Below are 21,079 nucleotides of genomic sequence, written 5' to 3' on the forward strand. Positions count from 1 at the left end.
TCGTCAACTTTCAAACGTACGTTCGCGGAGAAGTTAGTACATATCTTGAAAATAGTTATTAAGTTAGCTAAGATCAAGATAAATAGTTAAATTAAGGATATCTGGAAGGTGAGGAGATAATTATGGCTGAATCTACAGACCAAGAAAAATTATTAAAGCGAATTAACGAACTCGCTCATAAAAATAAGGAAGAAGGACTAACAGAGGCCGAAACTAAGGAACGAGCAAAGCTACGGAAAGAGTACCTTAAGAACTTCCGTGAAGCAATGCGGAGTAATATCGAAATGATGCGAATCTTTGATGATAATGGTAAAGAGGTTACTCCAGAGAAGGTTCGTGAAATTCAACGGAAAAAGGGATTACGTGATGATTAACCTTGTTTAGCCCTTTTCAATTCGACTACTTTCGTGTACTATTGAACAGTAACTAAAAAAGGAGGAAAGTAGTTGTGGCATTAACAATTTCATTGGTAATCCTCGCCTTACTAATCGGTTTAGTTGGCGGTTTCTTTGGTACTCGTCGTTACATGGAAAACTATCTCCGCAATAATCCACCTATTAGTGAAGAAATGTTGCGGACGATGATGTTGCAAATGGGCCAAAAGCCATCTAGTCGAAAGTTACATCAAATGATGCAAACCATGAAGGCACAAGCCAAAAAAGCAAATAAGTAATCTTAAATAAAAAAGAAACCGGAAATTTAATTTCCGGTTTCTTTTTCTTTAGAAATCATCGTCTTTTGGTTTAGGCGGCATGATGTATTTATAATTAGGATTGATTTGGTGATCTAACTTATCAAATGATTGCTGCATTTCACTCTCTAATTTAGCTTGACTTTCTTCGTCGAGTTTGTTCTTCCGGTCAATATAAATTGGCTTTCCAAAGGCAATGTGACGGGGATGCCGTTTGAATAATTCGCTAAATTTGAGAGGCCCTTGATACACTGCAGGAACTAGCGGAACGTTTGCTAATTTGGCAATTAATGTTGCACCGCCCTTTAATTTACTGGAATAACGAGAGCCTGATGGAAAAATAATTGTTGATAGATCAGTTTTTCGTAAGATTTGCACTGGCTTTTTTATTGCTGAAGGGCCAGGATGCTTGCGGTCAACCGGGAAGGCATTTAACTTTTTTAAAAAGTAAGCAGCAATTGGGTTCTTGAATAACTCTTTCTTTGCCATAAAACTAAATTTCTTGGGGTAGATCGCGAGGGCAATCAAAACTGGATCCATCCATGTCCGATGGGGAGCAATAATGATATAATTGCCGTCAGGTATATTTTCCTTATTATAAATTTTTGCTTTGCCATTGATTAGGTTTAAGAATGGTTGAACAATGGCAACGAGAAACGAATATAACATAAAATCATCCAATCTAATGTGTATAATAACTGGCATTATTATGACTAAAAAAGTAACTCCTTGCAAGTCTAAAAGAGGTGAATAATAAATGGATAATGATAATTTATTAAAGACAGATGAACGAATTGACCAACTATATAGTCAGGATGTTCAAATTATTCAGAATCCCCATTGCTTCGCTTTTTCGCTTGACGCTGTTCTCCTAGCTGACTTTGTTCGCCCTAATAAGAAGCGTCAGGCAAAAATTGTTGATCTTTGTGCTGGTAATGGTGCGATTGGCCTTTTTCTTCATAATAAGCTTGGCGGTCACTTTACAGAGGTCGAGTTGCAGAAGCCAATCGCCAATATGGCAGAACGAACAATTAAGCTGAACCATCTTGAGGAACGCTATGATGTCTTAAATATGGACATTAAAGATGTTTATAATAAAATTCCCAAGGATTCCGCGGATATCGTCTTGTGTAATCCACCATATTTCCCTAATAATGAACATAGTCAAAAGAATCCTAATCGCGCTTTAGCAATTGCGCGTCACGAAATCACGACTAATTTGACAATGGTTGTGGAAAAAATGAGTGGCTTATTGAAAATGAATGGTCGGGGATATCTTGTTCATAGGCCGGATCGTTTAGCAGAAATCTTGACTGAATTAACTAGCCACCGACTTGCACCCAAGCGAATTCGTTTTATCTATCCTAAACCGGATCGGGAAGCTAATATTGTCTTGATTGAAGTAATTAAGGATGGGGGAACTGGTGGGATTCGGATTGTCCCACCATTAGTGGTTAATCAGTCTAATGGTGAATATGGGGCCGAGGTGCAACAATTATTATATGGAGATAAAAAGTAAACATTATTATATATATGTTCTTCATTGCGCGGATGAGACCCTTTATTGTGGTTTTACCACTAATGTACGGCAACGGTTCAATACTCATCAGTCTTATAAGGGAGCTAAGTATACCCGTGTAAAATCACGGCATCCGCTCCGACTGATGTATTGGTGTGAATACCCAACAAAGCACAAGGCGTTAAGTGCTGAATACTATTTCAAACATCAGAGCAGACGACAAAAGGAACGCTATCTTCATGTAAGAGGAATCAAGATTTAAATTAATTCATTAAGTTAAGGATAAATGCTTGTCAGATGAGATGCTTTTTTGTATACTATATTTCGGTGTTAAACGCCAATTTCACACCCAATAGGATGGTGGTCGATGTGCTAATTTAGTTTGACTGCCAGATGATTATTGGGGAGGAAAAAACATTTTGGAGGTACATATTTTATGTCTGTTGTTACTATGAAGCAATTGCTTGAAGCCGGTGTTCACTTCGGTCACCAAACTCGCCGTTGGAACCCAAAGATGGAAGAATACATCTTTACTGAACGTAACGGTATCTACATCATTGACTTACAAAAGACTGTTAAGTTGATCGATACTGCTTACAACTACATGAAGGATGTTGCTGCTGATGGCGGTGTTGTTCTTTTTGTTGGTACTAAGAAGCAAGCTCAAGATTCAATTGAAGAAGAAGCTACTCGTGCAGGTCAATACTACGTTAACCATCGTTGGTTAGGTGGTACTTTGACTAACTGGAAGACTATCCAATCACGGATTGCTCGTTTGAAAGAATTGAAGAAGATGTCTGAAGACGGTACTTTTGATGTTCTTCCAAAGAAGGAAGTTGCTGTTTTAACTAAGCAACGCGAAAAGCTTGAACGCTTCTTAGGTGGTATTGAAGATATGCCAAAGATCCCTGATGTAATGTTCATCGTGGACCCACACAAGGAACAAATTGCTGTTAAGGAAGCTCAAAAGCTTCACATTCCAATCGTTGCTATGGTTGATACCAACACCGACCCTGACGACATCGACTACGTAATTCCATCAAACGATGATGCTATTCGTGCCGTTCGTCTTATCACTTCAAAGATGGCTGATGCTGTTATCGAAGGTAAGCAAGGTCAAGATGACAACAAGCAAGCTGATACTAACGACGCTACCGAAGAACATGAAGAAGTTTCTGAAGATTCATTAAAGAACCTTAAGGACAGCGTTGAAGGTAAGTAATTAAACGATAATTAAGTATTAAATACTTGGGCTGTTTGCGTACGGACCATTGTGGCCTGAGTACCAAATGGCCTTTTTTATTAAAAAGTTAAACGAAGGAGAGATCTAATCATGGCTGAAATTAAAGCTGCTCAAGTTATGGAATTACGTAAGAAATCTGGTGCTGGTATCATGGATGCTAAGAAGGCATTAGTTGCTAGTGATGGTGACATGGATAAGGCAATGGACTACTTACGTGAAAAGGGTATTGCCAAGGCCGCTAAGAAGAGTGATCGTGTTGCTGCCGAAGGGTTAGCTGACATTGCTGTTAGTGGCAATACTGCTGCGATCGTTGAATTAAACTCAGAAACTGACTTTGTTGCTGCAAGTGACCCATTCAAGGACTTACTAAAGAAGGTTACTAAGTTGATCAGCGAAAACAAGCCTGCAAACGTGGAAGAAGCGCTTGCTATGAAGACCGAAAACGGTACTTTAAATGACGACTTGATCAGCACTACTCAAAAGACCGGTGAAAAGATTAGTCTTCGTCGTTTTGAAGTTATTGAAAAGAACGATAATGACAGTTTTGGTGCATACCTTCACCAAGGTGGCCAAATTGCTGCTCTTGTTGTTCTTGAAGGTGGAAATGAAGATGCAGCTAAGGATGTTGCTATGCACGTTGCTGCCATCAACCCTGAATTCATGACTCGTGATGATGTATCTCAAGATCGTCTTGATCACGAACGTGAAGTCTTCAAGGAAGAAACCTTAAATGAAGGTAAGCCTGCTAAGATCGTTGACAAGATCGTTGAAGGTCGTTTAAACAAGTTCCTTTCACAAATCTGCTTGGCTGACCAAGACTTTGTTAAGAACCCAGACCAAACTGTTGCAGAATTTGTCTCTGCTAACGATGGTAAGTTGAAGTCATTTATTCGTTACGAAGTTGGTGAAGGAATCGAAAAGAAGCAAGATGACTTTGCTCAAGAAGTAAAGGACCAAATGAACTAAACAACGTTCGGCTAAAAAGGGCGTACTCTTTGAAGTGCGCCTTTTTTTGAAAACATTACCATTAGGAGGCAGGTTTATGTCAGACATTAAATACAATCGTGTCATTTTAAAGCTTAGCGGGGAAGCTCTAGCCGGTGAAAAGGGTTTTGGAATTAATCCACCAGTGCTTAAAGATGTTGCCAAGGAATTAAAGGAAGTTCATGAATTAGGTGTCCAAATTGCGATCGTCGTTGGTGGCGGAAATATGTGGCGTGGTGTTACCGGGGCAGAACTTGGTATGGAACGTGCTCAGGCTGACTACATTGGAATGTTAGCAACCATTATGAACGCACTATCTCTTCAAGATGCCCTAGAATCACTTGATGTTCCAACGCGAGTACAAACTTCTATCGAAATGCGTCAAATTGCTGAGCCATATATTCGACGGAAAGCAATTCGCCACCTTGAAAAGGACCGGATTGTGATTTTTGCTGGTGGGACAGGAAGTCCATACTTCTCAACCGATACTACTGCCGCATTACGTGCAGCTGAAATTAATGCCGATGCTATCTTAATGGGGAAGAACGGCGTTGATGGTGTTTACAATGCTGATCCAAATAAGGATGCTAGCGCGGTTAAGTTTGATCATCTAACTCACATGGATTTGATTGAAAAGAACCTCCATGTTATGGATACTACCGCAAGTTCACTTTCTATGGATAATCATATTCCGTTAGTTGTATTTAACCTAAACACTCCCGGAAATATTATGAAGGTTGTTAAGGGACAAGAAGTTGGAACCACGATTGAGGGGGATTAACTTATGGCTACAGGTAAACAAATTTTAAATGAAGCAAAGGACAAGATGGCAAAGTCTGGAGATGCATTACGCCGGACATTAGCTGATATTCGTGCAGGACGAGCAAATGCTAGTTTGCTTAATGGTGTGAAAGTAGATTATTATGGTGCTCCAACACCACTTAATCAGGTGGCATCAATTACAATTCCTGAAGCACGTCAACTACTTGTTACTCCATATGATGAAAGCTCATTGGATAACATTGAAAAGGCAATTTATGCTGCCAATCTCGGCTTAACACCACAAAATGATGGTTCAGCAATTCGGATTTTGATTCCGCAATTAACAGAAGAACGGCGAAAAGAGCTTGTTAAGGATGTTAAGGCTGAACTTGAAAAGGCCAAGGTTGCTGTTCGAAATGTTCGTCGTGAAGCGATGGATGACTTGAAGAAGGGTAACAAAGACGGCGATTTCAATGATGATGAATTTCACGATCTTGAAAAGAAGGTTCAAACCGAGACTGATAACAGGATCAAGAACCTTGAAAATATTGCTGCCGATAAGGAAAAAGAATTAATGGGCTAGATTAGCCTCAATTACTAATTAGGAGTAGGAAAACGAATTAGGAAGCTAGTTCATTCCTGCTCTTTTTTTGGTTGGGGTTGGCTTTTCTCCTTAATACATTTATAATTGATAAGTAGTTTTTACTTTAAACACAAAATTTTGTCTGGAGGGACTATTTTGTTTGGCAAAAAAGAAGGATCCTCGACTAGTAATGCGAAATTAGACCCAAACCGAATTCCCAACCATATCGCGATTATTATGGATGGAAACGGTCGCTGGGCTCAAGAACGTCATTTACCACGAGTTGCAGGTCATAAACAAGGAATGCAGACTGTGAAGAATGTGACGATCGCTGCTAGTGAATTAGGGGTAAAGGTTCTATCACTCTACGCTTTTTCTACCGAGAATTGGAAACGACCTTCGAGTGAAGTTAATTATTTGATGCAACTACCAATCAAGTTCTTTTCAACTTTTGTTCCAGATTTAGTTAAGCATAATGTTCGGGTGATGGTGATGGGCGACATTACTAAATTGCCCCACGGAACTCAAAAAGCAGTTAATGATGCAATTGCTGATACAGCTGATTGTAACGGGATGATTTTGAACTTTGCTTTAAACTATGGCAGTCGTGACGAAATCATTCGTGCTACTCAACGAATTGCAGAGAAAGTAGCTGCTAAAGAGATTAGTGTTGATCAAATTGATGAACAGTTACTGTCTCAAAATATGATGACAGCAGACCTAGATGAGTTAGCAGATCCTGATCTTCTTATCAGAACAAGTGGTGAGGAGCGGATTAGTAATTTTATGCTCTGGCAAATTGCTTATAGTGAGTTAGAATTTACTGATGTTTATTGGCCTGATTTTGATCGGCATTCATTAGAAGATGCTATTGTTAAATTTCAGGGACGTCACCGTCGTTATGGTGGCTTAAAAAATAACTAAGTTTGGGGAGAATAATATTGAAAACACGGATAATAACAGCTGTTGTTGGTTTAGCAATCTTCATTCCGTTAATAGTTTATGGTCACTGGCCATTAACAATTGCCGCAATTGTACTTGGAATTGTTGCTATGAGTGAGATCTTAGCAATGAAGCGGATGTTTTTGATTTCGTTTGAGGCAATTGTTTCCTATCTTGGAGTTGCGCTATTGATCTTACCTGATAGTTGGTTAGACTTCTTACCAAGTGTTGCAACGCGTTGGTTTGCATTCTATTTCTTGGTAATTTTATTACTATTACATACGGTGATTAGAAAGCAGCGGTTTACCTTTGATGATGCTGGTGTGTTAACATTAGCAATTCTTTACATTGGATTAGGTTTTCGTTACTTTGTCGAAGCACGAGCAGTCAACTTCCAAACCTTACTATACGGGATGTTAATTGTTTGGATTACCGATAGTGGAGCATACTTGATCGGAAGAAAAATCGGAAAAAATAAGTTAGCACCCAAAATTAGCCCGAACAAGACTTGGGAAGGCTCAATTGGTGGGACCGTTTCTGCCACAATTCTGATTGCTATTTACCTATACTTTATTCCGGTTGGTGGATCTTTCATTCCAATGGTTTGCCTAACGTTAATTTTGTCAATTATGGGCCAGTTTGGTGATTTGATTGAATCATCGCTTAAACGGTTCTATGGCGTAAAGGACTCTGGAAAAATTTTACCGGGACATGGCGGTATCCTTGACCGGTTTGATAGTATGTTAATCGTTATGCCAATGATGCACCTCTTAGGTATTATTTAGTTCTGAAAGAAGAGGGGATTTTGTGATAATAACAATCATCACCTTTATAATCGTTTTCGGAATACTGGTCTTAGTCCATGAATTTGGTCACTATTATTTTGCAAAGCGAGCAGGGATTCTAGTCCGTGAGTTTTCAATTGGAATGGGTCCCAAAATTTGGTGGAAACAGTCTGGTGGTACGACGTATACTATTCGGATCTTGCCATTAGGGGGATATGTTCGTCTTGCTGGTGCGGATGATGAGGACGAAGATGAATTACGTCCAGGAACTCCAGTAACTATTCAACTTAATGATCAGGATCAAGTTACTAATATTAATGCAAGTCAAAAGGCAACATTATTCCAAGGGATCCCGTTGCAAATTGTTGATTCCGATCTAGTTAATGATTTATGGATTAAAGGATACGTCAATGGTGATGAAAACGATTTGAAAGTTTACAATGTTGCTCATGATGCTTTAATTACTGAGCATGATGGTACAGTTGTTCAAATTGCACCTAAGGACGTTCAATTTAATTCTGCTAGTTTACCAGCACGAATGATGACTAATTTTGCCGGTCCAATGAATAATTTCATTTTGTCCCTTGTTGTTTTTATTATTCTCGGGTTCCTCTTAAGCGGTGGCATTCCGGTGAATAGCAACAAGATCGGGCACGTTAATGCCAATTCAGTTGCTGCGCGGGCGGGTCTCGTAAGCGGCGATCGGATTAAGCAAGTTAACAATACTAAAATTAAAGATTGGACAGCTTTGTCAACTGCAATCTCTAGTCACCCGGGGAAGAAAATTACCGTAACTTATGAACACCGCGGGAAACAGCACACCATCACAATGGTCCCTAAAACAGTCAAACGGTCAGATCAAAAGGTTGGTCAAATTGGGATTCTTGAAGAAACGGATAAGAGTTTCTCAGCACGGCTTAATTTTGGTTGGCAACGGTTTGTTCAAGCAGGTACACTAATTTTTAGTGTTCTCGGTCACATGTTTACCCATGGCTTTTCATTAAATGATTTTGGGGGACCAGTCGCAATTTATGCAGGAACGTCACAAGCAACGGCGCTCGGATTTACGGGTGTTTTGAATTTCTTAGCACTTCTTTCAATTAACCTCGGAATTGTTAACCTATTACCAATTCCGGCGTTAGATGGAGGAAAACTGTTGTTAAATATCATTGAGGCGGTTATTCGTCGCCCAATTCCGGAAAAAGCCGAAGGAATTGTGACGATGATTGGTTTCTTCTTGCTGCTAGTGTTAATGATTTTGGTTACGTGGAATGACATTCAGCGTTATTTCATTCGATAAGGGAAAAGGAGTATTTTAATGCAACAATCAAAGATTTTAATTCCAACAAAAAAGGAAGCGCCAAGTGATGCGGAAGCGCTTAGTCATAAGATGATGGTCCGCGCCGGCTACATTTATCAAGTATCTGCTGGTGTTTGGGCTTACTTACCAATGGCCTACCGGGTAATTCGGAAGGTTGAAAATATCATTCGTGAGGAAATGGAAAAAGCTGGTGCGGTTGAAATGATGATGCCAGCACTTCTTCCTGCTGACTTGTGGAAAGAATCTGGTCGGTATGAAAGCTATGGCGATAACCTATTTAAGTTAAAGGATCGTCGTGATCGTGACTTTATCATGGGACCAACTCATGAAGAAACGTTTACTGAAGTTATCCGTGACAGTATCAAGTCATATAAGAAGTTGCCATTGGTTGTTTACCAATTGCAGGATAAGTTTCGGGATGAAGATCGCCCTCGTTATGGGATCCTTCGTGGTAAGGAATTTGAAATGCTTGATGGTTATTCATTCTCTGCTGATCAAGCAGGTTTAGATCAGGCATATGATCTTCAAGCAAGAGCATACCGTAATATTTTTGACCGGATTGGCTTAGACTACAAGGTAATCCTAGCCGATTCAGGAACAATGGGTGGTAAGAACTCACAAGAATTTTCTGCTCCAGCAGAGGTTGGTGAGGATATCATTGCTTATACTGACGGGGATTACGCTGCTAACTTGGAAAAGGCTACTAGTAAGTTTACCGGTGTTCAACAAACCGCTGAACCAGAAAAGCTTGAAAAGAAGCCAACTCCAGGGGCTCACAGTGTCGACGAGGCTGCGGAAAGCCTTGGAATAGACTCAACGCAAATTATCAAGGCAATGTTCTACATGGCTAAAATGAGTGAAGAGGAAACGCAACCAGTTCTTGTTTTGATGCGCGGTAACGATGAAGTTAACGAGGCAAAGCTGAAGGATGAACTAGGCTGTGAAGAATTAGAGTTAGCTGATGAAGAAGACGCTGTGAAGTATTTAGGAGCACATCCAGGTTCACTTGGTCCAGTTGGTGTTGGTGAAGATGTTAAAATCTATGCTGACAATTACGTTAAAGTAATGGTTAATATGGCCTGTGGGGCTAACGATGACGGTCACCACTACATTAATGCCAATATTGATCGTGACTTCCGGGTGGATCAGTTTGGTGATTTCCGTAACGTTAAGGAAGGCGAAATTGCACCGGATGGTCATACAATCAAGTTTACCCCAGGGATTGAAATTGGGCATATTTTTAAGTTAGGGACCCATTATTCAAAGAAGCTTGGTGCACAAGTGCTCGACAATAATGGCCGCCTAGTTGATGTTATTATGGGAAGCTACGGGATAGGTGTTAGTCGGTTGCTTTCTGCAGTTGCTGAACAAACTGCTGATGACAATGGATTAGTATGGCCCGACAGTATTGCACCATTTGATGTTCATGTAATTCCTGTAAATGCCAAAAAAGCAGATCAAATGGAAATGGCAAATGAACTTACCGTAGCTCTTGAAAAAGCTGGCTATGATGTCTTAGTGGATGACCGAAAAGAACGTGCTGGTGTTAAGTTTGCCGATTCTGACTTAATTGGGATTCCAATTCGGATTACTGTTGGTAAGAAGGCTTCAGACGGTATTGTTGAAATTAAGATCCGGAAGACCGGTGAAACAGTTGAAGTTAAGACTGAAGAAGTCGTTAATACTGTTGCAATTTTGCTTAAGCAACTTAGTGGACAAGATGCTACTGAAGCTAAATAATTAGTCTAATCATTAATTGGTGGTGACGATGGTAGAATTTAATTTATCAACGCGCCACTTTTTATTGTAGGAGGATAAAAAGTGAGTTTATCACGACAAGAATTATTTCAAAAGCTACTTGAACAAATTCACTTTCCCGAAAAAGATAACCCTGCCTTTCATGATGCAAAGGTTCAATCTGTCGTGGTTCATAAGGATTCGCGTTTATGGGAATTTCATTTAATGCTTCGACAGCCGTTACCATTTAACCTTTTTAGTGAATTTTCTAATGCACTAAAAATTGGTTTTCGGGATATTGCTAATACGCGGGTGAAAATTAGCAGTCCAATGACTGATCTTGATCCCAAACTAATTGGTGATTATTGGGAGTATGTAGTCCGGCAAACGGCACCTGATTCACCGATGACTCAACAAGTTTGTACACAGACAGCACCTGAGGTTAAGGACGGTCGAGTAACTCTTGTTATTGAAAACGAGATGATGAAAGACTTCCTTACTAAAAATATTTTAGGAAAGATTGAAGAGGACTATGTTGACCTTGGTTTTCCTAAATTTCGGATTCACCCATTTGTTGATGAATCTGCTTCGGAGGCCCGGATTAAGGAATTGAAGGCCAAGCATGAAGCAGACGATGCCGCACTTGCTGCTAAAGCAATGGAACAGATTAAAAAGAATAACGTTGCTAAAAAGAAAAAGCAGCAAAGTAAGGTTGCTCCTGCCGATGGACCTGTTCAACTTGGCCGAGTAATTAATGATTCTCAAGAAGTTAAGCAAATGAAAGATATTGCTGAGGAAGAACGCTCGGTTGTCGTTGAGGGCTATGTCTTTAGTACTGAGGTACGGGAACTACGCTCAGGTAGGCAATTACTGACATTTGAAATTACCGACTATACTTCTTCGTTTGCGGTAAAGAAATTCTCTCGCAATGAAGCTGATGAAGCCCAATTTGCAAATATCAAAGAGGGAATGTGGCTTAAAGTTCGTGGGCCGGTACAAGAAGATACATGGATGCATGATTTAGTTATTAATGCCTTTGACGTTAATGAAATTAAGCATGAAGAGCGTCAGGACAAAGCGCCGGCTGATGATAAGCGAATTGAGTTACATGCCCATTCAGAAATGAGTCAAATGGATGCCACTAATTCAATTACCGAATTAGCTAACCGTGCTCATTCATGGGGACAGCCTGCAATTGCAATTACGGATCACGCAGATGTTCAAGCGTTCCCAGAAGCGTTTAAGGCAGCTAAAAAAACAGGAATTAAGATGCTTTATGGTGTAGAAGCAAACGTGGTTGATGACGGGATCCCGTTGGTGTACAACGAAAATGACACACCGCTAGATGGTCAGACATATGTTATCTTTGATGTTGAAACAACGGGGCTTTCAGCTATTTATGATAAGGTGATTGAACTTTCCGCTTCGAAGATGAAAGATGGTGAAGTCTTGGAGCGGTTTGATGAATTTATTGATCCAGGGTTCCCTCTTTCTGAACAGACAACTAACCTAACATCAATTACTGATGAAATGGTTCAAGGCTCAAAAAGCGAGGAAGAAGTCTTTAAGATGTTTAGGGACTTCTGTGAAGGGTGCATTATTGCTGGTCACAATGTCTCCTTTGATATGGGGTTCATGAATACTGGTTACCGTCGCCATAACATGGAAGAAATTACGGCTCCTGTTATTGATACTTTACCGTTGGCCCGGTTCCTCTATCCTCATATGCGAGGATATCGTTTGAATACCTTAAGTAAGAAGTTCAAGGTTGCTCTTGAACACCACCACCGGGCAAACTATGATGCCGAAGCAACAGGGAAGCTGCTGCATATCTTCTTAAAGGATGCGGAAAAGCGGTATGGAATTAAACTAATCAGTGACTTGAATAAACACATGACTGATAATGATGCTTATCGGCATGCGCGACCATTTCATGTTACGATTCTTGCCCAGACTCAAGCAGGACTGAAAAACCTCTATAAGTTGGTTTCACTGTCTAACGTTAAGTATTTTGCACGAGTACCGCGGATTCCGCGTAGTGTTCTAACTAAGTATCGCCAGGGACTCCTTTTGGGTACTGCCTGCTCTTCTGGTGAAGTATTTACCGCAATGATGGAAAAAGGATTCGCTGAAGCTGAGCGAAAGGCTAAGTATTATGACTTTATTGAAGTTCAGCCGAAGCCTAATTACCAGCCATTATTAGAGCAGAAGGTTATTGCTGATGATGCCCACTTGGAAGATATTTTGAAGAACATGGTTAAACTAGGTGAAAACCTAGAGAAGCCAGTTGTTGCAACGGGGGATGTCCATTATTTAGATGCTCATGATGCCATTTACCGTAAGATCCTTATCAATTCTCAAGGTGGTGCTAATCCACTTAACCGAACTAGAAGACCAGATGTTCATTTTAGGACAACGGATGAGATGCTTAATGAATTTAGTTTTCTTGGCGCTGATGAGGCTCATCAAATCGTTGTCACAAATACCCATCAGGTTGCTGATCTGATTGATGACGGTATTTGTCCGGTTAAGGATAAGCTCTATACTCCTCATATGAAGGGAGCAGAGCAAGAAATTCAGGATCGTACGTGGGACACTGCTAAGAAATGGTATGGTGATCCGTTACCAAAGATTGTTCAAGACCGGGTTGAACTTGAGCTAAATAGTATTGTTAAAAACGGGTTCTCGGTAATTTACCTGATTGCTCAACGGCTAGTAGCAAAGTCAAATAAGGATGGTTATTTAGTAGGTTCTCGGGGATCCGTTGGTTCAAGTGTGGTTGCTACGCTGTCTGGTATCACGGAGGTTAATCCGTTGCCACCACACTATCGATGCCCGAAGTGTCATTATTCCCACTTCTATACCAAGGGGGAATACAGTTCAGGATTTGACCTTCCAGAAAGAAAGTGTCCTAAGTGCGGAACGCTATTAGTTAAGGATGGTCATGATATTCCGTTCCAAACTTTCTTAGGGTTTAAGGGAAATAAGGTTCCAGATATTGATTTGAACTTCTCTGGAGACTACCAGCCAATTGCTCATAACTACATGAAAGTGTTGTTCGGTGAAAAGAACGTTTTCCGTGCTGGAACGATTGGTACTGTTGCTGATAAGACTGCCTATGGTTATGTTAAGGCCTATGAACGTGATACGGATAAGCAGTTCCGAGGAGCGGAAGAGGATCGGCTTTCCCATGGTGCTACTGGTGTTAAACGAACAACAGGACAGCACCCGGCTGGAATTATTATTGTTCCTGATGATATGGAGATTTATGATTTTACGCCAGTTCAATACCCGGCTGATGATCAAGAGGCAGCTTGGGAAACAACTCACTTTGATTTCCACTCCATCCACGATAATATTTTAAAGATGGATATTTTGGGACATGATGATCCAACGATGATTCGTGCATTACAAGACTTATCTGGGGTTGATCCACAGACTATTCCGATGAACGATCCGGGAGTAATGAGTTTATTCTCTAGTCCCGAGGCATTAGGGGTCAGTGAAGAACAGATCCAAAGTAAAACGGGAACTCTTGGTTTACCAGAATTCGGGACCCGTTTTGTTCGGGGAATGTTTGAGGATACCCACCCGAAGAATTATTCGCAACTCTTGCAAATCTCCGGACTTTCTCATGGAACGGGCGTGTGGTTGGACAACGCTCAAGAGTTAATTAAACAGGGCGTTGCAACAATCGCCAATGTGATCGGGTGTCGGGACAACATTATGACCGACTTAATTCACTATGGTCTTGATTCTGAAACCTCATTCCAGGTAATGGAATCAGTTCGTCACGGTCGGGGAATCCCTGATGATTGGCAAAAGAAAATGCGTGAGGCTAATGTTCCGCAATGGTACATGGACTCATGCTTGAAGATTAAATACATGTTCCCCCGAGCTCACGCGGCCGCCTATGTTTTAATGGCATTACGGATTGCGTACTTCAAGGTATACTTCCCGCTTGTTTATTACTGTGCCTTCTTCTCTGTCCGTGCTGATGACTTTGACGTAGTTGCAATGTCACACGGTAAAGATGCCGTTAAGACACGGATGAAAGAAATTAGTTCGCAAGGAAACGACGCAAGCGCTAAGGACAAGAGTTTATTGACGATCCTCGAATTAGCTAATGAAATGCTAGAACGGGGCTTTAAGTTCAAGATGGTTGATCTTGAGCGATCTGATGCAAGTAATTGGCTAATTGATGGTAATTCATTAATTGCTCCATTCCGTGCAGTTCCTGGTTTGGGATTGAATGTTGCTAAGCAGATCGTCGCTGCTCGTGAAGAAAAGAAGTTCCTATCGAAGCAGGACCTAGCTGAGCGGGGAAAGGTTTCCCAGACAATTATAGATTTTCTTACTCAGAACCATGTCCTAGACGGATTGCCGGATGAAAACCAATTAAGTCTGTTCTAGGGATAGTTGCTTGCTAGTTGAGCAAGTTCATGCTACAATTAATTATGGTAAATAACTCGTTGGAGTGAGCAGAGATGCTCGCTCTTTTTATTGCAAATAATGGAGGTGACGCAGTTGAGCAATGTCGTTGAAATAGTAACCGGATTAGCTAAGCCGATTTTAGCCAAGCATGATTGCTACCTTTACGATCTTGAATTTGTTAAGGAAGGCAAAAGCTGGTACTTACGAGTTTATGTTGATAAGGATGGGGGAGTTACCCTAGAAGACTGTGCAGATATTAGTGATGAACTAAGTGAGGCACTTGATAGCACCGAGCCTGATCCAATTCCTCAGGCATATTTCCTTGAGGTTTCTTCTCCTGGTGCCGAACGTCCATTAAAGAAGGAAGCTGATTATGAGCGAGCAATCAATGATTATATTCACGTTTCCCTTTACCAGCAGATAGAAGGGAAAAAGGCATATGAGGGAACGTTGGTTGAACTTACGCCTGACGAACTAACATTGGAATATATGGATAAAACTCGTCAGCGTCGAATTAAGATTGAACGTAAAATGATCGCACAAGCACGATTGGCAATCGACTTTAGTAAGATTTAAAGGGAGTGTTAAAAGGTGAGCAAAGCAAAAACAAACACTGAAATGATCGCCGCTCTAGATTACTTAGAGAAGGAAAAAGGGATCAAGAAGGAAATTGTTATTGAAGCCTTGGAACAGGCTTTGGAACTCGCATATAAGCAAAATTACGGTGAAAAGAACGTTGAAGTTGACTTCGACGGGGTTACTGGTAATATCAAGGTTTACGCTGTTAAAACGATTATCGATAATGAAGACTTGGTTGAAGAAGATGAGAACGAGTATATGAGCCTTGCTGATGCGCGAAAGTTGCCACATGGCCAAGGATACGATGTTGGTGATGAGATTCGTGAAGAAGTTACGCCACGTGATTTTGGCCGAATTGCAGCCCAAACAGCAAAGCAAGTGGTAATGCAACGGTTACGCGAAGAAGAACGCAAGATCATCTATAATAAGTACAAGACTTACGAGAATGAAATTATTACTGGTGAAGTTTCTCGTGAGGATAAACGTTTTACGTGGGTTGACCTTGGTGATGGTGTTGAAGGTGCCATGGGTTACCGGGATAAGATGCCTAATGAACACTACCACATTCACGATCGGATCCAGGTTTACGTTTCAAAAGTAAATGATGATCGTCATGGTCCACAAATCTTTGTCAGTCGAACAGCTCCAGAATTATTAAAACGGCTATTTGAACGGGAAGTTCCTGAAATCAAGGACGGGACAGTTTTAATTGAGAATATTGCCCGTGAGGCTGGAGATCGTGCTAAGGTAGCTGTTTATTCCAATGATCCAAACGTTGATCCTGTTGGTACTTGTGTCGGTCCTCGTGGTTCACGCGTTCAAGCAATTGTTAATGAACTTGACGGTGAGAACATGGATATTGTTGAATATGTTAAGGATCCGGCTCAATTTATTGCTAATGCTCTTAATCCTGCAGAAGTTCTGGATGTTATTTTTAATGAACCAGAAGCTCCAGTTACTGAGGAACAATCAGAAGAAGATTCAACTGATGCCTCTGTAACGGAGAACACCGATGCCGTAACTGAGATGGAGAATACTGAAGAAGCGGAACCTGTTGCAACAACTGAAGAACGTTCATGCACGGTTGTAGTTCCTGATAGTCAGCTCTCACTTGCAATTGGTAAGCGGGGTCAAAATGCACGGTTAGCTGCTCGGTTAACAAAGTATAAGATTGATATTAAGCCAGCTTCTGAGATGGAAAATAGTACTGATACACTCAAAGAAGAAACAGACGCTTCAGAAGATTAAAGCAGCGGGGTGAAATAAATGAAAAAGAGAAAAGTACCGATGCGTAAAGATATTGTTACCGGCGAAATGATGCCGAAGCGACAATTAATCCGGGTAGTTAAGAACAAGGAAGGCGAAGTTACGCTTGATCCAACCGGTAAGAAGTCTGGTCGGGGCGCATACATTGCAGTAGATGTAGAGATCGCTAAGCGGGCAAAGGAAGAAAAAACCTTTGAAAAGGCTTTTCATGTTAAGTTGGATGATTCATTTTATGATGAATTGATTCAATACACGGATCACCTTCAAGCACGACAAGCTTTATTTGGTAACAATGAAAAATAATCAACAATCCGTTTTAAACTTACTCGGATTAGCACGCCGCGCCAAACAAATTCAAAGTGGCGAAGGCGGTGTCTTAAAATTAATTCAAACAGGAAAAGCCCAGTTTGTTTTCTTAGCTCAGGATGCTGGTTCAGCAACACTAAAGAAGTTTACGGATAAATGTACCTTTTACAAGGTTCCACTCTGTACACTTTTTACTAAAGAACAACTAAGTCAAGCAATTGGACAGTCAAGAACTGTTATTTGTGTAACGCAATCTGGATTTGCAAGAAAGTTTGAGGAACTACTAACGATGAATTAAGGAGCGTGAGTACATGGCCAAAGAACGAATTTATGAATTAGCCAAAGAACTCAAGATGCCAAGCAAGAGCCTTGTAAATGTAGCTAAGGATCAAGGGATGGATATTAAAAGCCATATGTCATCTGTAACACCTGATCAAGCACAAAAGTTACGTCAAGTTGTTAAGGGGAACAACAAGAATGACGCTAACCAATCAAAAAAGCAGGCTAAGCATCACGAAAAAAATTCTCAGGTAAAAGCAGGTCATAAGGGAAACCAACAATCAACAAATCAAGCTAACCATAACAAGAAAAATGAACATCATGATCAAAAGCATCATGATAATAACCATTCCTCTAAGCAATCAGGCCAAAGTAATAACCGTCATCAAAATGATAACAACGGTCGCTTTGGTGGCAGCTTAAATGAATCTGGTCGAAAGGGTAAGCGATTCAACAAGAAAAACAAAAAGCGAAACAAGAAACATAACAACAATGGTCGCCTTCGTGAAGTTAAGCATCAACAACCTACTCAGCGAAAGGATAAGCCATTACCAGATGTTCTTGAATATACCGAGGGAATGAATGCACAAGATCTTGGAAAAATCTTGCACCGTTCACCAGCCGAAATCATTAAAAAGCTCTTTATGCTCGGTGTAATGATTAATCAAAACCAATCCTTAGATAAAGATACGATCGAATTGTTGGCAACTGATTACGGCATTGAAGCTAAGGAAAAGGTTGAAGAAGACATTTCAGATATCGATAAGATGTTTGAAGAAGAGCAAAACAATACGGATCACTTAGTTTCTCGTCCGCCAGTTGTTACGGTTATGGGGCACGTTGACCATGGTAAGACTACGTTGCTTGATAAGCTTCGTCACTCACATGTTACTGAACATGAAGCTGGGGGAATTACTCAGGAGATCGGTGCTTACCAAGTTCATTACAAGGATGATCTAATTACATTCTTGGATACGCCAGGACACGCTGCCTTTACAGAAATGCGTGCTCGGGGAGCTAATATCACTGATATTACCGTATTGGTTGTTGCCGCAGATGATGGTGTTATGCCTCAAACTGTTGAAGCTATTCACCACGCCCAAGCTGCTAAAACACCAATTATTGTTGCGGTTAATAAGATCGATAAGCCAGGTGCTAATCCAGAACGGGTAATTGAGGAATTGGCTAAGTACAACTTGATTCCGGAAGACTGGGGTGGTGACACAATCTTTGTTAACATCTCAGCTAAGTTTGGAAAGAACATTGATGAATTGCTTGATATGATTCAACTCCAAGCTGAAATGATGGAATTGAAGGCTAACCCAGACCAAAATGCTGCTGGTTCCGTTGTTGAAGCACGACTCGATCAAGGTAAGGGATCTGTTGCTACCGTTCTGGTACAACAAGGAACTTTGCATGTTGGTGACCCAATTGTTGTTGGAAACACCTATGGCCGTGTTCGGACGATGACAAACGAAAATGGTCGGCGGATTAAGGAAGCGACCCCATCAACTCCTGTCGAGATTACCGGGCTTAATTCTGTTCCGGAAGCAGGGGACCGCTTTGTTGTCTTTGACGATGAAAAGACTGCTCGTGCTGCTGGTGAGAAGCGTGCAGAACAAGCCCAAGAAGAGGAACGGAAACGGACTTCTCACGTTACATTGGATAACTTATTTGATACGATGAAGAAGGGGCAAATGAAGACTCTCCCATTAATCATTAAGGCCGATGTTCAAGGTTCAGTAGAAGCACTTAGTCAAAGTCTTCAAAAGATTAAGGTTGATGGTGTTCGGGTTGATATAATTCACCAAGCTGTTGGTGCAATTAATGAATCCGATGTAACATTAGCTGAAGCTTCTAATGCCGTTATTATTGGGTTCAATGTGCGGCCAACTTCGCTTGCTAAGTCATTAGCTGATTCAAATAAAATTGATATTCGTCTCCACCAGGTGATCTACAACGCAATTGAAGAAGTTGAAGACGCAATGAAGGGGATGCTTGAACCAGTTTATAAAGAAGAAACTATTGGTCAAGTTGAAGTACGGCAAATCTACAAGGCTTCCAAGGTTGGGACAATTGCTGGGGGAATGGTAACTTCTGGTAAGATTACCCGTGATTCCAAGGTTCGGCTTGTTCGTGACGGGATTGTCGTTTATAGCGGTGAACTTGGTAGTTTGAAACGGTTCAAGGATGATGTTAAGGAAGTTAAGGCTGGCTTTGAATGTGGTTTGACAATTCAAAATTACAATGACATTAAGGAAAATGATGTTATTGAAGCTTACCAAATGAAGGAAGTACCAGTTAAGTAAACCGAGGTGAATAAAATGCCTAATAAGCAATATTGTGTTGATCGGTTAGCTCAAGAAATTCAACGTGAAGTTGACGATATTCTCTTAAAGCGGGTTCGTGATCCTCGCGTACAAGGAGTAACCATTACTGGTGTAGATGTTACTGGCGATCTTCAACAAGCAACAATTTACTACAGTATCTTGTCCGATAAAGCTTCTGATATGGAAAAAGTTCAAGCTGGTTTGGATAAGGCAACTGGTTTAATTCGGAGTGAATTAGGTGCACGGTTGAATATTTTCAAAACACCTGAAATTAAATTTGAACGAGATAAGTCAATTGCCTACGGAAGTCGGATTGATCAACTGATCAATAAGCTTCACCAGCAAGAACAAGATAAGTAATTAAGGATGAACGAGCTGGGAGCTATCTCTTAGTTCGTTTTTTTATGGAGAGAATTATATGGATGGAATTATTCCCTTGTACAAAGAACGTGGAATGACAAGCTTTGATTGTGTCAGTCGATTGCGGCGAATACTAAAAACTAAGAAAATTGGCCATTCAGGGACGTTGGATCCGTCTGTTGATGGCGTATTACCAATTTGTGTCGGTAATGCGACTAAAGTGGTAGAATATTTGATACAGTCTGGTAAAGAATATCAGGGAGAACTAGTAATTGGGAAAGCAACAACGACTGAAGATTTTGACGGTGAAGTGATTGAAACTAAGCCAGTTGAAGCGTCAATTAGTAGTGAACTAATTAAAACAGCAATGCAGAAAATGACGGGAGAAATTATTCAAATTCCGCCAATGTACTCTGCCGTCAAGGTAAATGGTAAACGTCTTTATGAATATGCTCGTGCTGGTGAAATTGTGGAACGCCCACGACGGAAGGCAATAATTAGTAGTTTTATAATGTGTCGGAACGAATATGATCCAATACACCAAGAACAACATGTTTATTTTAAGGTAAAGTGTAGTAAGGGAACTTATATTAGAACACTTGTCGCTGATTTAGCGCGCTCACTTGGCTATCCTGGTGCGATGAAATGGCTAACCCGGCTTGAAAGTGGCGGCTTTACACTTGATCAAACGTTGAGCCTGAACGATATTCAAGATGCGGTAGCTCACCAAACAATCAACCGGCATCTTTACCCAATTGATTATGCATTAAAAGAATATCCAGCAGTAGAATTAACTCCGGCACAATGGCATTCTGTCCAGCATGGGGGTTGGCTTAAGAAAGATGAGCTACAAACGGTGGCAAGTGATGTGGTCCTGAAATATGATGGGTCGACTAAGGCACTATACCACTTAACTGCTCAAGGATATAAACCAACAAAGATGTTCTCTGTAAAGTGA

General features: G+C 40.7%; 20 protein-coding genes and 2 pseudogenes. 21 read left to right on the forward strand and 1 reads right to left on the reverse strand.

Annotated features, from left to right (window positions below):
- Positions 1–122 precede the first annotated feature (122 nt).
- The gene (locus HUK45_RS07275; protein ID WP_003716916.1) at positions 123–374 is read left to right on the forward strand and encodes a DUF896 domain-containing protein; all 252 of its coding nucleotides are present in this window, start codon (positions 123–125) and stop codon (positions 372–374) included.
- A 74-nt stretch (positions 375–448) separates the two neighbouring features.
- Positions 449–673: a YneF family protein gene (locus HUK45_RS07280; protein WP_191911776.1), complete on the forward strand. Its 225-nt coding sequence runs from the start codon at positions 449–451 to the stop codon at positions 671–673.
- Between the two features lie 48 nt (positions 674–721).
- On the opposite strand, the gene HUK45_RS07285 is transcribed toward HUK45_RS07280, so the two are convergent.
- Positions 722–1,360 (reverse strand): lysophospholipid acyltransferase family protein, encoded by a 639-nt coding sequence (locus HUK45_RS07285; protein WP_191911777.1) that lies wholly within the window; start codon positions 1,358–1,360, stop codon positions 722–724.
- A gap of 88 nt (positions 1,361–1,448) precedes the next feature.
- Between HUK45_RS07285 and HUK45_RS07290 the strand changes: the two genes are divergently transcribed.
- The 19 genes and pseudogenes from HUK45_RS07290 to truB all read left to right on the forward strand — a co-directional run bounded on the left by HUK45_RS07290 (position 1,449) and on the right by truB (position 21,079).
- Positions 1,449–2,210: a tRNA1(Val) (adenine(37)-N6)-methyltransferase gene (locus HUK45_RS07290; protein WP_191911778.1), complete on the forward strand. Its 762-nt coding sequence runs from the start codon at positions 1,449–1,451 to the stop codon at positions 2,208–2,210.
- The gene (locus HUK45_RS07295) at positions 2,200–2,472 is read left to right on the forward strand and encodes a GIY-YIG nuclease family protein (protein ID WP_191911799.1); all 273 of its coding nucleotides are present in this window, start codon (positions 2,200–2,202) and stop codon (positions 2,470–2,472) included. Before HUK45_RS07290 ends, HUK45_RS07295 begins: the two co-directional genes overlap by 11 nt.
- 174 nt (positions 2,473–2,646) lie before the next feature.
- On the forward strand, positions 2,647–3,432 hold the full coding sequence (gene rpsB, locus HUK45_RS07300; protein ID WP_191911779.1) for a 30S ribosomal protein S2: 786 nt from the start codon (positions 2,647–2,649) through the stop codon (positions 3,430–3,432).
- Between the two features lie 111 nt (positions 3,433–3,543).
- Entirely contained in the window at positions 3,544–4,419 is an 876-nt protein-coding gene (gene tsf / locus HUK45_RS07305; RefSeq protein WP_191911780.1) for a translation elongation factor Ts, read from the forward strand.
- A gap of 76 nt (positions 4,420–4,495) precedes the next feature.
- Positions 4,496–5,218, forward strand: coding sequence for a UMP kinase (pyrH, locus tag HUK45_RS07310; protein WP_102168724.1), 723 nt, complete (start codon positions 4,496–4,498; stop codon positions 5,216–5,218).
- 3 nt (positions 5,219–5,221) lie between these two features.
- The gene (gene frr, locus HUK45_RS07315; protein ID WP_191911781.1) at positions 5,222–5,782 is read left to right on the forward strand and encodes a ribosome recycling factor; all 561 of its coding nucleotides are present in this window, start codon (positions 5,222–5,224) and stop codon (positions 5,780–5,782) included.
- Positions 5,783–5,938: 156 nt separating this feature from the next.
- On the forward strand, positions 5,939–6,706 hold the full coding sequence (locus HUK45_RS07320) for an isoprenyl transferase (protein WP_191911782.1): 768 nt from the start codon (positions 5,939–5,941) through the stop codon (positions 6,704–6,706).
- A gap of 17 nt (positions 6,707–6,723) precedes the next feature.
- The gene (locus HUK45_RS07325; RefSeq protein WP_191911783.1) at positions 6,724–7,509 is read left to right on the forward strand and encodes a phosphatidate cytidylyltransferase; all 786 of its coding nucleotides are present in this window, start codon (positions 6,724–6,726) and stop codon (positions 7,507–7,509) included.
- Positions 7,510–7,531: 22 nt separating this feature from the next.
- Complete coding sequence (gene rseP / locus HUK45_RS07330; protein WP_191911784.1) at positions 7,532–8,809, forward strand: RIP metalloprotease RseP; 1,278 nt, start codon at positions 7,532–7,534, stop codon at positions 8,807–8,809.
- Between the two features lie 18 nt (positions 8,810–8,827).
- A complete protein-coding gene (locus HUK45_RS07335; protein WP_191911785.1) occupies positions 8,828–10,570 on the forward strand; it encodes a proline--tRNA ligase in 1,743 nt (580 codons plus the stop codon).
- An 81-nt stretch (positions 10,571–10,651) separates the two neighbouring features.
- Positions 10,652–14,980 carry a PolC-type DNA polymerase III gene (locus tag HUK45_RS07340; protein ID WP_191911786.1) on the forward strand — a complete coding sequence of 1,443 codons (4,329 nt, stop codon included), beginning with the start codon at positions 10,652–10,654 and terminating at the stop codon, positions 14,978–14,980.
- Between the two features lie 114 nt (positions 14,981–15,094).
- A complete protein-coding gene (gene rimP, locus HUK45_RS07345; RefSeq protein ID WP_191911787.1) occupies positions 15,095–15,577 on the forward strand; it encodes a ribosome maturation factor RimP in 483 nt (160 codons plus the stop codon).
- 15 nt (positions 15,578–15,592) lie between these two features.
- Positions 15,593–16,828: a transcription termination factor NusA gene (gene nusA, locus HUK45_RS07350; RefSeq protein WP_191911788.1), complete on the forward strand. Its 1,236-nt coding sequence runs from the start codon at positions 15,593–15,595 to the stop codon at positions 16,826–16,828.
- An 18-nt stretch (positions 16,829–16,846) separates the two neighbouring features.
- On the forward strand, positions 16,847–17,149 hold the full coding sequence (gene rnpM / locus HUK45_RS07355) for an RNase P modulator RnpM (RefSeq protein WP_098044624.1): 303 nt from the start codon (positions 16,847–16,849) through the stop codon (positions 17,147–17,149).
- Entirely contained in the window at positions 17,139–17,450 is a 312-nt protein-coding gene (locus tag HUK45_RS07360) for a L7Ae/L30e/S12e/Gadd45 family ribosomal protein (protein WP_191911789.1), read from the forward strand. Before rnpM ends, HUK45_RS07360 begins: the two co-directional genes overlap by 11 nt.
- A gap of 13 nt (positions 17,451–17,463) precedes the next feature.
- Positions 17,464–17,629: pseudogene (locus HUK45_RS09805) on the forward strand (translation initiation factor IF-2 N-terminal domain-containing protein); the annotation flags it as partial.
- A gap of 176 nt (positions 17,630–17,805) precedes the next feature.
- A pseudogene (infB, locus tag HUK45_RS07365) lies at positions 17,806–19,740 on the forward strand (translation initiation factor IF-2); the annotation flags it as partial.
- Positions 19,741–19,755: 15 nt separating this feature from the next.
- Complete coding sequence (rbfA, locus tag HUK45_RS07370) at positions 19,756–20,121, forward strand: 30S ribosome-binding factor RbfA (protein WP_191911791.1); 366 nt, start codon at positions 19,756–19,758, stop codon at positions 20,119–20,121.
- 58 nt (positions 20,122–20,179) lie between these two features.
- The gene (truB, locus tag HUK45_RS07375; protein ID WP_191911792.1) at positions 20,180–21,079 is read left to right on the forward strand and encodes a tRNA pseudouridine(55) synthase TruB; all 900 of its coding nucleotides are present in this window, start codon (positions 20,180–20,182) and stop codon (positions 21,077–21,079) included.

Origin of the sequence: Limosilactobacillus urinaemulieris (genome assembly GCF_014838745.1) — a bacterium.
GTDB lineage: Bacteria > Bacillota > Bacilli > Lactobacillales > Lactobacillaceae > Limosilactobacillus > Limosilactobacillus urinaemulieris.

Excerpts from the sequence above, each read along its gene's own strand:
- HUK45_RS07360 (WP_191911789.1), top strand. The coding sequence starts at position 17,139 with ATGAAAAATAATCAACAATCCGTTTTAAACTTACTCGGATTAGCACGC.
- frr (WP_191911781.1), top strand. The coding sequence starts at position 5,222 with ATGGCTACAGGTAAACAAATTTTAAATGAAGCAAAGGACAAGATGGCA.
- HUK45_RS07335 (WP_191911785.1), top strand. The coding sequence starts at position 8,828 with ATGCAACAATCAAAGATTTTAATTCCAACAAAAAAGGAAGCGCCAAGT.
- HUK45_RS07285 (WP_191911777.1), bottom strand. The coding sequence starts at position 1,360 with ATGTTATATTCGTTTCTCGTTGCCATTGTTCAACCATTCTTAAACCTA.
- HUK45_RS07290 (WP_191911778.1), top strand. The coding sequence starts at position 1,449 with ATGGATAATGATAATTTATTAAAGACAGATGAACGAATTGACCAACTA.
- HUK45_RS07275 (WP_003716916.1), top strand. The coding sequence starts at position 123 with ATGGCTGAATCTACAGACCAAGAAAAATTATTAAAGCGAATTAACGAA.
- rbfA (WP_191911791.1), top strand. The coding sequence starts at position 19,756 with ATGCCTAATAAGCAATATTGTGTTGATCGGTTAGCTCAAGAAATTCAA.
- rpsB (WP_191911779.1), top strand. The coding sequence starts at position 2,647 with ATGTCTGTTGTTACTATGAAGCAATTGCTTGAAGCCGGTGTTCACTTC.
- tsf (WP_191911780.1), top strand. The coding sequence starts at position 3,544 with ATGGCTGAAATTAAAGCTGCTCAAGTTATGGAATTACGTAAGAAATCT.
- truB (WP_191911792.1), top strand. The coding sequence starts at position 20,180 with ATGGATGGAATTATTCCCTTGTACAAAGAACGTGGAATGACAAGCTTT.
- pyrH (WP_102168724.1), top strand. The coding sequence starts at position 4,496 with ATGTCAGACATTAAATACAATCGTGTCATTTTAAAGCTTAGCGGGGAA.
- rnpM (WP_098044624.1), top strand. The coding sequence starts at position 16,847 with ATGAAAAAGAGAAAAGTACCGATGCGTAAAGATATTGTTACCGGCGAA.